Annotated in this window: 11 protein-coding genes and 1 pseudogene; 6 read left to right on the top strand and 6 right to left on the bottom strand. The window is 43.0% G+C overall.

Annotation, left to right across the window (positions count from 1 at the left end; genetic code table 11):
• Positions 1–30: 30 nt before the first annotated feature.
• Positions 31–2,424 carry a valine--tRNA ligase gene (locus JW968_07200; protein MBN1386723.1) on the bottom strand — a complete coding sequence of 798 codons (2,394 nt, stop codon included), beginning with the start codon at positions 2,422–2,424 and terminating at the stop codon, positions 31–33.
• 96 nt (positions 2,425–2,520) lie between these two features.
• Between JW968_07200 and JW968_07195 the strand changes: the two genes are divergently transcribed.
• The gene (locus JW968_07195; GenBank protein MBN1386722.1) at positions 2,521–3,744 is read left to right on the top strand and encodes a replication factor C large subunit; all 1,224 of its coding nucleotides are present in this window, start codon (positions 2,521–2,523) and stop codon (positions 3,742–3,744) included.
• A gap of 4 nt (positions 3,745–3,748) precedes the next feature.
• Here JW968_07195 and JW968_07190 read toward each other — a convergent pair whose 3' ends face one another.
• The 3 genes from JW968_07190 to JW968_07180 form a co-directional block, all read right to left on the bottom strand.
• Positions 3,749–4,144, bottom strand: coding sequence for an ACT domain-containing protein (locus JW968_07190; GenBank protein ID MBN1386721.1), 396 nt, complete (start codon positions 4,142–4,144; stop codon positions 3,749–3,751).
• A 51-nt stretch (positions 4,145–4,195) separates the two neighbouring features.
• Positions 4,196–5,197, bottom strand: coding sequence for a hypothetical protein (locus JW968_07185; GenBank protein MBN1386720.1), 1,002 nt, complete (start codon positions 5,195–5,197; stop codon positions 4,196–4,198).
• A 151-nt stretch (positions 5,198–5,348) separates the two neighbouring features.
• On the bottom strand, positions 5,349–5,552 hold the full coding sequence (locus JW968_07180) for a hypothetical protein (GenBank protein ID MBN1386719.1): 204 nt from the start codon (positions 5,550–5,552) through the stop codon (positions 5,349–5,351).
• A gap of 117 nt (positions 5,553–5,669) precedes the next feature.
• On the opposite strand from JW968_07180, the gene JW968_07175 reads away from it, so the two are divergent.
• Together JW968_07175 and JW968_07170 are read left to right on the top strand one after the other, a co-directional pair.
• Complete coding sequence (locus JW968_07175) at positions 5,670–6,155, top strand: hypothetical protein (GenBank protein MBN1386718.1); 486 nt, start codon at positions 5,670–5,672, stop codon at positions 6,153–6,155.
• Positions 6,156–6,281: 126 nt separating this feature from the next.
• A pseudogene (locus tag JW968_07170) lies at positions 6,282–6,350 on the top strand (hypothetical protein).
• A gap of 1 nt (position 6,351) precedes the next feature.
• Here JW968_07170 and htpX read toward each other — a convergent pair.
• The gene (gene htpX / locus JW968_07165; GenBank protein ID MBN1386717.1) at positions 6,352–7,239 is read right to left on the bottom strand and encodes a zinc metalloprotease HtpX; all 888 of its coding nucleotides are present in this window, start codon (positions 7,237–7,239) and stop codon (positions 6,352–6,354) included.
• 13 nt (positions 7,240–7,252) lie between these two features.
• Positions 7,253–7,801 carry a LemA family protein gene (locus JW968_07160; protein ID MBN1386716.1) on the bottom strand — a complete coding sequence of 183 codons (549 nt, stop codon included), beginning with the start codon at positions 7,799–7,801 and terminating at the stop codon, positions 7,253–7,255.
• 150 nt (positions 7,802–7,951) lie between these two features.
• On the opposite strand from JW968_07160, the gene JW968_07155 reads away from it, so the two are divergent.
• The 3 genes from JW968_07155 to JW968_07145 all read left to right on the top strand — a co-directional run bounded on the left by JW968_07155 (position 7,952) and on the right by JW968_07145 (position 12,841).
• On the top strand, positions 7,952–8,977 hold the full coding sequence (locus tag JW968_07155) for a hypothetical protein (GenBank protein MBN1386715.1): 1,026 nt from the start codon (positions 7,952–7,954) through the stop codon (positions 8,975–8,977).
• Positions 8,974–11,571: a LysM peptidoglycan-binding domain-containing protein gene (locus tag JW968_07150; protein MBN1386714.1), complete on the top strand. Its 2,598-nt coding sequence runs from the start codon at positions 8,974–8,976 to the stop codon at positions 11,569–11,571. The genes JW968_07155 and JW968_07150 overlap by 4 nt, the downstream gene beginning before the upstream one ends.
• Positions 11,572–11,728: 157 nt before the next feature.
• Positions 11,729–12,841 (top strand): hypothetical protein, encoded by a 1,113-nt coding sequence (locus JW968_07145; GenBank protein MBN1386713.1) that lies wholly within the window; start codon positions 11,729–11,731, stop codon positions 12,839–12,841.
• The last annotated feature ends 70 nt before the right edge of the window (positions 12,842–12,911 follow it).

The raw sequence follows: 12,911 nt of genomic DNA, 5'->3' as shown, positions 1-12,911 counted from the left end.
AATAAAAATAAAGGCGGATTATTATTATTATTATTCTGCGATGACCTTAATCTCATCACCATACTCCACCTTCTCTATGTTATGGGTGATGATAAGCTCTTTCTCGACAGGCCTGTATTTTTCTGTCAAAGTGACCATCTTTATGGGGTTCTTCAAGGAGATGCTGTGCTCCTCCTTTGCCTTCCACACAGCGCTGTTTATATCGATGATATCCTGATTTGTGACCTGGGATGAGACATCATGCTCCACCTCAGGGAAAGGCATATGGTGGATCTCGCCTTCGAACAAGCTGGAATAAAGCTTCTCAGTGATGAAAGGCGTGATCGGCGAGAGGAGCCTAAGCAGTGTTTTTGTGCAATAGTCAAGAGTGTACAATGCTCCGTTCTGCTCCTCTTTCGAGAAGATACCTCCATCATTATATGCGCGCTTCTTTGCCATCTCGAGATAATGGCTTGCAAGAGTATCCCAGATGAAATGCTTCAGCTGGATACCCGGATTATGGAAATCATATACCTCATAGCTCTTCCTGCAGAGATCGATGAGCTCATTGACCTCTGAAATGATCCACTTGTCGAGCTCTGTAAGCTTGTATTCTGAAGTCTTGTCATATTCGAACATGGATATGAACCTAGTGACATTCCAGAGCTTGGTAAGGGTCTTGCCAGCACCATCGATCCTCTCATAAGAGCAGCGCAGGTCAGAGTTATCAAGATTCCCCTCGACAGCGCACCAAAGCCTGAAGGGCTCTGCCCCGAATTTCTCCAGGATATCATGCGGGTCGATGACATTGCCCAATGACTTGGACATCTTTGTGCCCTTCTCATCCACTATATGATAATTTATCCACGCATCCCTGAATATCTTTTCACCAGTAAGGTGATAGCACTTGAGCAGGGTATAGTACAGCCAGGTCCTGATTATCTCTTTGCCCTGGGGCCTCAATGTGCAAGGCTTGGCTCTCTGGAAGAACTCGGGATCACGGCCATAACCGAGGATATACAAGGGGGTTATCGACGAGTCAAACCAGGTGTCAAAGACCCTCATCTCAGGAACAAATTCAGATGAACCGCACCTGCACCTGCCAAAAGGCGCCTTGTCTTTCCATGGCCTGTAATACCTGCCTTTCTCAGGAACCATCTTCGCATTGCAGGACTTGCAGTACCAGAGCGGGATCTCAGTCGCATAAACCCTCCTCCTTGAGATGGGCCAGTCAATCTTGACAGAATCAATCCAGGCATCAAGGATCTGCTTTGACTTAGGCGCAAAGAAATTCAGCCCATTGCTCACCCTCTTCATGTCATCGAGGAAATCAAGCTGCTTGAGATAGTATTCCTTCATGCTGATGAACTCTATCTCATCCTTGCTCCTCTCGCAAACAGGCGTGCGGTGCGTTATCTCCTTCTGCTTCACAAGCAAGCCTGCGGACCTGAGATCCTCAATAATCTTCTCCCTGGCCTCCCTGACAGCAAGGCCATTGTACTGGCCGGCGTTCTCATTCATCTTGCCGTCGATATTTATCGATATGATAGGTTCGAGGTTCATATCCCTGAAGAACCTTATGTCAGTATAATCACCGAAAGAGCACATCATGACCAATCCCGTGCCCTTCTCCATGCTTGCGCTCGGATGTGCCCTGATAGGGACTTTCTTATTGAAAACCGGGGTGATCGCGTGCTTGCCTTCAAGATGGTGATACCTCGCATCATCAGGATGGAAGACGACCATCGCACAGCTGCAGATGAGCTCGGGCCTTGTGGTGCCGATGATGATCTCTTCACCTGTCTCCTCAATCTTGAAGATGACATCATTGAACAGAGAAGGGATGTCCATATAATCAATCTCAGAGTCAGCGATAGTTGTCTGGCAGCCTGGGCAGTAATTATTGGTACGCTCATCCTCATAGATCAGGCCCTTGTTCCAGAGATCGATGAAAGTCTCCTGAGTCAGGGTCCTGTACTCATCAGAGTCAGTGTAATACATATCGCCTATGCCACTGCCAAGCTCCCAGGAATTGAAAGAGATGCCCAGCTTCAGGAAAGAATCAGTCGATTCAGCAGAGGACTCCTCCAGGACCTGATTGCACATCTTCACAAACTCTGCCCTTGAAACCTCACTGAGCTTCTTGCCGAACCTGCGTTCTGCTGCCATCTCAATCGGCAGTCCATTGCGGTCCAGACCAAGCGGGAAAAGCACTTCGTGGCCAGTCATCCTGCGATACCTGGCAAACATATCCATCAGCACATAAGTGACAGCATGCCCGATATGGATCGGAGTGTTCACATAAGGCGGAGGGGTGTCAATGCTATAGAATGGCTTTATTGCATCCTTATTGAAGGCAAACAGCTTATCAGCCTTCCACCTGGCATAAACAGGCTTCTCAAATGACTTATCCCAGCGTTTTTCAGTGATCTTGGCTGTTGCCATGAATGAATTGTGAAATATGGGGCTTTTTTAAATCTTTTGAATGCACTGGCCATATTCGCGTCAAATTAATAAACCAAGCTGGAAATGGATTAAGCAATGAAAAGCACAACACCATGGATCAAGAAATATGAACCAAGGAAGCCCAAGGATGTCATCGGGCAAGAGGGAGCCATCAAGACACTCGGGGAATTCGTGAAGATCCACAGGAAACAGAAGAAGGCAGTCCTCATCCACGGACCGACAGGATGCGGGAAGACGAGCTCGGTATATGCACTTGCATCTGAGATGGATCTTGAGTTAATAGAGGTCAATGCATCAGACTTCAGGAACAAAGACCAGATAGAGAGCGTGCTGGGCAATGCTGTAAAGCAGATGAGCCTGTTCAGCTCAGGGAAGATAATATTCGTGGATGAAGTCGACGGCGTTGCAGGCAGGGAGGACAGGGGCGGGCTGAGTGCTATAACTGACCTGATAGCCGAGACAAAATTCCCGATGATATTGTCTGCGAACAACATCTGGGACCAGAAATTCAGCACACTCAGGAAGAAATGCATGCTTGTCGAGTTCGCTGACCTGGGGTATAAAGAGATATCCCTGATACTCGAGAGGATAGCGAAAGAAGAGAAAGTAGCTTATGATGACCATGCACTTAAATCATTGGCGCGACGTGCTGGCGGGGATGCAAGGGCAGCAATAAATGACCTGCAGACATTGTACCAGATGCATGGAAAGATAGGCATGGATGAGGTTGACACGCTCTCGCAGAGAGAGAAGGTAGAGACGATCAACAATGCACTTGTAAAAGTGTTCAAGAGCAAGGACCTCAAAGTGACAAACCACGCATTTGACAATCTTGATGAGGATCTGGACAAGATATTCTTCTGGGTCGATGAGAACCTGCCAAAAGAATACACCAGGGCTGATGACCTCGCAGCAGCATATGATTTCGTCAGCCAGGCAGATGTTTTCAGGGGGAGGATAAGAAGATGGCAGCACTGGAGGTTCCTTGTGTATATCAATTCATTCCTGAGTTCAGGAGTTGCTGTGAGCAAGCAAGAGAAATACAAAGACCAAGTCAGCTACGGGCCGACACAGAGGATACTCAAGTTATGGATAGCAAAACAGAAGAACCTCAAGAAGAAAGCCATATCAGGCAAGATCGGCGAAAAGTGCCATACAGGCACAAAGGATGCGCTGCAGGAGATATATCCATTTGTCCGCAGCATGATGAGGTCAAAGAGAAAAGACAAAGAATTCTTAACATCATTTGCTGATTATTTTGACCTGGACAAGGAAGAAGCCGATCATATGCTGAAGTGAATACCTATTCAATGAATGAAAATCCAACCTTTTGCAGTATTGTCATGGCGTTTTTATAATCCTCCTCTTTAAAGAGGGCATAATCTTTAGAGAAAGTTGATACGAACAATATATTGATATTATTTTCTGCAACTGCAGAAGATATTTTTGCAAGAAATCCAGGTGCTAGAAAGGGGATTGATACTTTGAATTCAAAAAGTTTGAACCATTTTACATCCTTAACATAGTCAGTTCCACCAATGTTAGCCTCTTCTGTCACTATGGTGATTTCATCATCATCTTTACAGATTAAGAAATGTTCTTTGATAGTGGTTTCTTTACCCTGTAAATAAGCATAACGTCCAGGGTGTATAACCACCGGACTATTCCTAATAACTTCCTGCAAATCAGGATTATTCATAGTAATAAATTACTGCTTAAGTTATTTAAATGTTTCTCAAAAGAAATCTGACTACAGATCCAGCCTTGGCTTCTTCTGCGGGTTGTCTATCTTCGGCTGGTCTTTCTTGGGCTTGAAGGTCGTGACAGGCCTTGCCTGGGTGAGGAATACCTTATCACCTTCGATGGCCCACTCCATGTCCTGCGGGAAATCATAATGCTTCTCGACAAGAAGGGCATAATCGAGCAGCTGCTTGAGCTCAGAATCTGACAATAGCCTTTTTTCTTGATCAAATTCAGGGATATCTTTCTTTATTGTTGCTCCATTCTGATCCTTGAAATAACCCCAAGTCTTAGATGCTATGTTCTCGCTCGTGACCTTGCCGCTGGACTTGTTAATAATATAAGAGTCAGGATTGACAGAGCCAGAGACAACAGCCTCACCCAATCCATAGCTGCCTTCGATGATGATCTCTCTGTCATCATTAGTGACCGGATTGACTGAGAACATCACGCCAGCCTTGTCTGAGTTGACCATCTTCTGGATGACGACTGAGATAAGGACTTTCATGTGGTCAAAATTGTTCTTGTCCCTATAATAAATCGCTCTTGCAGTGAACAGAGATGCCCAGCACTCCCTGACAGCTTTGATGACTTCTTCATTGCCCTTTATATTTAGGAAAGTGGCCTGCTGGCCTGCAAAAGAAGCAGTCGGCAGGTCTTCTGCAGTTGCGCTGCTTCTTACAGCGACAAATCCTCCAAGGTTTCTGTAAGACCTGATGATATCATCTTTCATATCATCCGGAATTTGCTTTGAGAGAATGAGCTTCTCTATCTTAGCCGAAGCCTGCTGAAGCTTCTCAGTATCCTCGACATCCAAGGAACTGAGAATCGATGTCATCTCAGGAGCGAGATTGTTCTTCTGGATGAATTCTTCATAAGCCTGGGCTGTCACGCAGAAACCATCAGGTATCGGCAGGCCAACATTGAACATCTCACCGAGGTTAGCGCCTTTTCCGCCAACTGTCGGGATGTCGCTTTTTCCCAGATCCCTGAACCATCTTATATACTTCATGTATTCTTGAGAACAGAGTAAATATTAAATTGTTATGGTTATATAATATAATCATGTATATACTCTTTTGAGATCTTTTCATATCTTGGAGTGTAAGATGAGGATATGATCACTGTCAGCTTCATCTCTGGATTCTTGTCTTTCTTCATTTTCAGTGGGCTCTTGACTGCTCAAGATTAATGCCTTGACTGGTCAGAACAGTGCTCTTGATGAAGACATCCTTGTTCATCTCTTTCTTCTTCTGCTCGTGCAGGAATTTCTCAGGTTCTGTAGCATTTTCTGACCTCCTTTTCTGTTGCTTTTCGTATCCTATCTTAAGATGTCTGAGTATATAAACCTTTCTTATTTTTGTCACTTAATAGTGATAATTTATATATATTTGTTAATTATTGTTTATATAGAAAATAAATAAATTGTCCATAGTAAAACATTTAAAACATAAAGCGACAGATGTTCATAAAAAGGTGGTCATATGGAAAAAAAGAATGATACTTCCCAAAAAGGAGCAATGCTAGCAATACTTGTCATAGTAAGCATTGTGGCACTTGTCATGATTGTCCAGAAAGTCAGGGCGCCAATCATCGGTGCAGACCTATCAGGGCAGGCAACTGCAGGCGGCCTCTATGAAACAGAGCAGATGATGAAAGAGACAGGACTGGCTGCGCTAAGCAAAGCAGGAGTCAGCAATCCATCAGTCGTCTCATCAGTTAGCAATGGCAAGATAAAAGTCACATTCTATCATGCAGCAGTCTCTCCAGAGCTGATGGTTGTTGCGCACCAGCATCTTTCAGACAACCTTCCGGACAGCATCGGGATATACATAATCGTGGACAAGCTAGAGCTTACATATCCCAGAGAAGCTGGTGTTGAGGAAGAGAATCTGGCTGGGTTGACGGCAAAGAAGCCAATTACTAATATCGAAACTAAATTTGATTATAAATCGGGTGTTCAAAATTAATGATAATCTTTTCATAACCTTCGTGTCAATCATCGCTATAGTTGCAATAGTCTGCCTCACTATAGTGGAACATTTGCCGAGGAGACTGAAGAAGTGATTCTGGTAGACGAGCAGGGCAATGCAGTGGGTCAATTCGCAATAAGAGAAGGTGGCAGGACAGTAGGGGCTGGAGTAGTCACAGAGGTAATTGAATAACTTACATCGCTTCCAATCTCTTTATCCTGTCATTGATGTCAGGATGAGTGGAGAACAAAGATTTCACTTTACCTTTCTTTTTCTTCAGAGGATTCTCGATGAAAAGATGGGCTGTCGCCTTATTTGCAGCTTCCACCAATGGCTCATTGTCATCCCTGATCTTCTTCAGGGCATCGGCCAGGCCTGGCGGGTATCTTGTCAATAAAGCGCCGTCAGCATCTGCCAAATATTCTCTCTTTCTTGATATGGCAAGCTTCATGAGCTCAGCAATCAATGGTGTGAGGAGTGCAAGCACAAGGCCAAGCACGATAAGGATAGCACCAGCAGAACCTCCGGACTCGCGTTTCCTGCCACCGCCCCACAGGAAAGAGCGCAGGATGAAATCTGAGAGGAGCAAGGCAATGCCGACCATGATGACAGTAAGCATCATGATCCTGATATCATAATTCTTGATATGGGACATCTCATGAGCAATGACCCCTTCAAGCTCAGTCCTGTTGAGCTTGTCTATGCATCCTTTTGTGACTGTAATGGCAGCATGCTCAGGGCTCCGGCCAGTCGCAAAGGCATTGATTGCAGTATCATCGATGATGTAGAGCTTGGGGGTCGGGATGCCTGCAGCAATTGCAAGACCTTCCACTGTGTGGAAGAGATGAGGATATTCCTGCTTTGTCACAGGCTTTGCCCTTGACAGGGTAAGGATCATCCTGTCGCCTGTGAAATACATTATCACTGCATAGATTATGGAGATGAAGGCAGCGATGAAGACGCCGATGTATATATCGCCGATATATATCCCGAAGAAATAACCAAGAGCAGAAATAAAAAGAATGAAGAGGATTATCAGGATGACTGAGTTCCTCTTGTTGGCTGAAATTGCCTCATACATCTTGATTCCTTAATCAAAACTTGACCTTGACAGCTTCCCGCTCAACACCCTCTGTCTTGAAATATTCCTTGGATGCGAAGTTGAGCATCTTGCCGACCATGTTCGTAGGGAACTTCTCAAGCTTTGTGTTGAACTTCATCACCATATCATTATAGAACTGCCTGGCATAAGCGATCTTGGACTCAGTGCCTGCTAATTCCTCCTGAAGCATCAGGAAGTTCTGATTGGCCTTCAGGTCAGGATAAGACTCAGCGACAGCGAACAAGGACTTCAAGGCATTAGTTATCATGTCAGAGGCCTTTGCTCTTTCCTGCATGCCACCTTTCATCAATCCTGCCCTGGCCTTTGTGACCATGTCAAGAGTCTCTTTCTCATGCTTGGCATAGCCCTTGACAGTCTCGACCAAGTTCGGGATCAGGTCATATCTTCTCTTCAATTGCACATCGATCTGGCCCCAAGAATTCTGGACACGGTTCTTCAGAGTTATCATGCTGTTGAAGACATAGATCACATAAAGGATGATCACTGCAGCAATGATAAGCACAATCCATAAAGTTGACATTTCAACACCCCCTGTTTGAGGTTTTCATCAGTAAACCTATATTTAAATATAACGAAATATATGTCATATGGAGTCTGCTGGGCAAAATGATGGCTATTAATATATGATATTACATAAAATTTATAAATACATTTCTGATTAGCATATCTGATGAAAAGAGGCCAGGTCACAGTATTCATAGTTCTCGGCATAGTAATCCTGATGATAGTGAGCCTGGTCATCTACATGACAGCCCTGAGACACAAGGGAGAGATTGAGATGACAGTGGAGCAGGCAAGGGTGACAGACTTCGAGCAGATAAGGATGCTCACACAGAAATGCGTCGAGGATGTTGCTGAGACGCAATTCTTCTCTATGGGGCTTAAAGGAGGATATTATACCCTGCCCCCGCTGCATTTCAAATCAATATATTCAGATATACCCTATTTCTATTTTGAGGGATATGTCGGACTGGTGAATAAGACAGACCTTGAGCGCGAACTATCAGAGGCAATCGAAGAGGCATTCCCTTATTGCCTGCAGGGCTTCAGGAACTACAAGATGATGGGATACTCATTCAATGAGCCAAATGTCACAGCCGATGTTGAAGTCGGGATTAAGAACATCATATTCAAGATAAGATATCCTCTTGAAATAAAGAAAGGGGATGCTGTGAAGAGCTATGAGGAATTCGAATATGTTCAACAAGCCAGGATGCTAAACATAATAGATGCAGCGAAGGAAATAGTCCTTGAGGTCATAAAGGATCCAAGATACACCCCCACCTCTACAATATTAGAAATGTCTGCAAAGCATGACCTCCAGATAGACACGCTGTCATACGGGACAATCGTGACATATGTAGTGCAGGACAAGAGCCTACTGAGTGACGGAGGGGTGCCTTACATGTTCCTGTTTTCGACAAAGACAAGCCCAATGAACAACCCGCCCACATTACCCATCGAGGACATGGAAGCAAAGGTGAATGAGACGTTCTACTATGAGATAGAAAGCTTTGACGCAGACTATGACTCTTTCGAGTTCTTTTCAGACAATCCAGCACTGCCAGTGGGAAGATACTCAGGATTCATCAATTTCACGCCAACTGTCACAGGTGTGTATGATGTGAACCTGTCAGTTGTTGATGAACTCAATGCAACAAACTGGAAAATGATAAAATTCACGGTGACAAGATGAAGAAGATAATACTGCTGGTCCTTTTGCTCTTGGTAGCTGGAGTGGTTGCTCAAGATCCACCTGTTGAGGAAACAGACGAGGAGCAGGTTTTTCAAACAGAATGTGAAACCAGGGCTTCATCTGATGTATGCAAAGGATTAAGCGGAACATTTGCTGATAATGTCTTTACAGTGACTGGCGGGGAACCAGAACTCAGTAGTTTCGGAAACAATCAAGTAGTACTGAAAACAAATGCAAAATACAATGGGATGCCCCTGAAACTTGATGGAGCGAGCTCAGTCACAGTCCAAAATGGGGTTGTGACAAACGGGAAGAACACGCTTGATCTGAATAAAGTGAAAGCAGAGTCAGTCTCAGCTATTGGAAATAATAAGTTTCGCATAACTAATAAAAATAGCATCTTAGTTATCTCAAATGTCCAATTTTCGAATACTGGTGGATCAGAAAAAATTACCTATAATGATAAAGATGTTCTTTTTTCTTATTCTGGTGTGAAGGAGGTTTCAGTGGAATATAATAATGAAGAATTAAGTATTGATGGTGTCAAAGTTTCAGGCGATCTTGTCGGCAGCACCATAAGTGTAGACCCCTCTAAATCTGTAATTATTTCTAGTTTGAAGAATTTGGAAAGCTCAGGTAGAGTTATTACATTGGGAGATTTGACTTATACTGTCCATAGCGGGGAAGCTGTAAGATTTAGTAGAAAAGAAAATAGTTATTATGTTTCATCTATAAAATCAGGTATTTTACATTATAAAGACTTTGATATTGCCATTTCCAAAGATACAACTTCAGATACATCTTGGCCCCTACCTACAACCCAGAGCGAGGAATTTGTGGGCCCTTTTAGGATCAACCTTCACGACGATTATGTTGCTATTAATCGTATTTCTGTAGGAAGTGATGATCCAAATTTAAATGTTAAGTGCGAGTATGGTGATACAGGCATTATCACACTTGGAATGGCAAGATTAGCTTTTCATGATGGGAAACCTAATAGTATAAGTGGTCAAAGATCCAATTTTCCCTATAAAGATGGTCATTATAACGTTTATTCCGAACATGAGCTCTCATTTCAGGATAATAAAGTTGAACAAATAATATTCCCCTCTGTTAGTGATACTAGTATGGTCAATTATGTTGAAAATGGTGTCCCTTATAACTTGATCACTTTGTCAAGAAGTGATTTACTTGCAGGTGATGATAACCGTAGGCCTCTACGGATAAAAGTTGGTGATTCTCCAAATATCGAATCTGATATTTTTATTAATTATGATGAAACACAAACCCCACAATCCAAATTTAGTATACAAGGGCCCCAAATTTTTTTTGATTATAGTGTTACATATAATATCAATTATGGTAAGTGTATACATACCCAAAATGATATAGGCAAAGTTTCAGAATTAAAGAATCCAATATCAGATTCATCTGTTACACGAGAAATACCTGTGGCTAATCCAACAAATCAAGGCGATTCTACAACCACGGTTGAAACTCCAAAAGTTGTAATAGTTACTGAGAAAAATGCACCATCTGTCAAAATTTTGGATGACACAGCCCACAACCAAGATACAACAGTACCACTTATCCTTCAACCTCAGGCACAACAAACATCCAATGCCCTTGTGGGTTCGGATCATATTGAAGCGGTAGTTCCACAGCAGACTGGTGATGATACTGACGATGCCTTTGAAAGGGGGTATGTTGAGGTAAAAAAGGGAGATACATTGCAGAAGATCGCTGACCTTTATGGACGTACTGTCCAGGATTTGATGGAGATGAACCCGCATATTGAAGGAAGATGCATAGAGCTTGCAAGTGACAGTACACTTAGCGGAAAAAACCTGATATTCATCGGTGAGGAAATAAAGATTGCAGAATCTTTTTGGGGCAAACAAAAGCAAGGAGTAGTAGGACAAGACCATAAACTAAAGACCATAACAACAAAGGATCTATCTGGAGCAACAGATGAAGCTGCAAATAAAATTCATGAGGCTACTAAACAAGCGGATGAACAAGTGGATGATGGAGTAAGATTTGATGCAAGAAATTTATTCAGCAACAAACCGTTCTACCAACCCACACTATTCGACCCTATTTCTGGACGGCAATATCTGCAAAATCCTTTATTAAGTGATTTGCCACCCTTTGCGTCTGATGTGCAACCAGCATCTAATTCAGATACTACAACTCTTGAAGGTCCGGCTGTATTACGTTCAGATTTGACTGAAAAAGCAGATGAATATGAACACAGAGATGATCTGAGGTTTGGAGAATTTGAGCGAGGACAGGGGGCTCCAACAAGATGGTATCATAGAGAAGGGACTGAGTGGAAAAGAACATACTCAGACATTCCGGTGTCAGGAGAGTCATGGTGTGATGATGCATGCTGGCAAGCAGTGGCCAAGAAGGTCGGAACTGAACTTGGAACAACAGCATTAACTTCTGTCAATAACCAGCAGAGAACAATCAACATATGGCAGCTTGATCCGAGTAAACAAAATGAAGCGAAGGAATTGATAAAAACAAAAATGAAAGACTACTGGTTGCAACAATATCTAATTAGAAATCCAAGTCAATCACTAGTCTGAGTATCGGAACATCTTAATCCTATCATGGAAATCCTTGTCCATACCATCTGGTCATGCATCACAAGTAATTATTTTCTATATTGTAAATAGTTTATTTTGTCATTATATAGTGATAAAAACAATAAAATTTTTATATTGAAACAATTCAGGATAATACATGGATAAAAGTGAGTATTTCAAGGATCTCAAAGAAAGATATGCAGGCCAGCCTGAGCTGGAGAACATCCTTAAGATTGAAAAACAAGCAGGCAGGACAAGATTAAGCATACCTATCGCAGTGGCATCCCTTATAACACTGGCAATCTCTTATTCTCTGTTGGATCATCATGAAGAACCTCCAGAAAAAACAGAACCGACAGAAGAGAGACAGCCAGCGCAACCAATCCCCAAAAAAACCAATCAAAATCATGGCCTGGATGCCATGATATACCACTTCAATGAATTTGGCGAGATGACAGAACAGGACAAAGAAGAATTCAGCTACTCTATGCAAGACATGTTCGAAAAAGGAGAGTGGAGAGAGGCAGTACAGCACTACCTTGAGCTGGCAAAACAAAAAAATGCGTTTGACTTCACTGAGGTCTATGCAACCGGCAGGGGATATGAATCCAGTGAAATACTAATGGAAGGCCTGCACAAGAACCGGATAGACATGGCTGAGCTGACAAAGCTCTTTGTAGATTCGCTTGGCGCAGACCGTACAGCAAATTTCCTGGACAGGTTCGCAACATACACAATGAATCACACAGAACAAGAGATGATGGACCAGATAACTGACGAGATCAGCCACCTATGCGAGACAGGGCATTTCAGAAATCCGGAAAAACCATACACACTGCTCCAAAGAGCATATCAAAACAATAATCTCATATCAATCGCGCCACAATACTACAGAAAATCCTTATCCATGAACAAGAACCTGTCAAGAACAAGCTCTCCAGTAAGAGATATTGACATAAAAGAAGGACTGCAGATCTACCAAGAAGAATCAGACAAAGCACTTCAGAATATTAGCCAAAATCCCAACCATGCAATAGGGGTCCTCTCGCACCCAATAAATTATATTAAAGAGTGGGGAGACAGGGATCAGCAGATGATGTTCTGCCATGAGATGCTCAGTAACCTTTCATATGCATTTAACCATCTAAAGAATAAGCCGGGAGAACAAACAGCATCATATGAGTACCAAGAAACCATGAGCAACCTGCTATTAAAAATCTCTCAAGTGAATCAGATCATGTCTAATAACCTCAGTCAGGGATCTTTCTGATCTCTTTGGCTTTTATTGACCCTATCTTATCTATCTTCTGAAGCCTGCCGCATGGCATCCTGCGGCATCA

It is taken from the genome of Candidatus Woesearchaeota archaeon, assembly GCA_016928155.1.
Classification (GTDB): domain Archaea; phylum Nanobdellota; class Nanobdellia; order Woesearchaeales; family JAFGLG01; genus JAFGLG01.
The sequence above is the reverse complement of the archived record's forward strand: the minus strand, read 5'-3'. Positions and strand labels throughout refer to the sequence as shown.

What these genes read in the sequence shown, in the direction of transcription:
- JW968_07200 (MBN1386723.1), bottom strand. Translation starts at nt 2,424, where the DNA reads ATGGCAACAGCCAAGATCACTGAAAAACGCTGGGATAAGTCATTTGAG.
- JW968_07195 (MBN1386722.1), top strand. Translation starts at nt 2,521, where the DNA reads ATGAAAAGCACAACACCATGGATCAAGAAATATGAACCAAGGAAGCCC.
- JW968_07190 (MBN1386721.1), bottom strand. Translation starts at nt 4,144, where the DNA reads ATGAATAATCCTGATTTGCAGGAAGTTATTAGGAATAGTCCGGTGGTT.
- JW968_07185 (MBN1386720.1), bottom strand. Translation starts at nt 5,197, where the DNA reads ATGAAGTATATAAGATGGTTCAGGGATCTGGGAAAAAGCGACATCCCG.
- JW968_07175 (MBN1386718.1), top strand. Translation starts at nt 5,670, where the DNA reads ATGGAAAAAAAGAATGATACTTCCCAAAAAGGAGCAATGCTAGCAATA.
- htpX (MBN1386717.1), bottom strand. Translation starts at nt 7,239, where the DNA reads ATGTATGAGGCAATTTCAGCCAACAAGAGGAACTCAGTCATCCTGATA.
- JW968_07160 (MBN1386716.1), bottom strand. Translation starts at nt 7,801, where the DNA reads ATGTCAACTTTATGGATTGTGCTTATCATTGCTGCAGTGATCATCCTT.
- JW968_07155 (MBN1386715.1), top strand. Translation starts at nt 7,952, where the DNA reads ATGAAAAGAGGCCAGGTCACAGTATTCATAGTTCTCGGCATAGTAATC.
- JW968_07150 (MBN1386714.1), top strand. Translation starts at nt 8,974, where the DNA reads ATGAAGAAGATAATACTGCTGGTCCTTTTGCTCTTGGTAGCTGGAGTG.
- JW968_07145 (MBN1386713.1), top strand. Translation starts at nt 11,729, where the DNA reads ATGGATAAAAGTGAGTATTTCAAGGATCTCAAAGAAAGATATGCAGGC.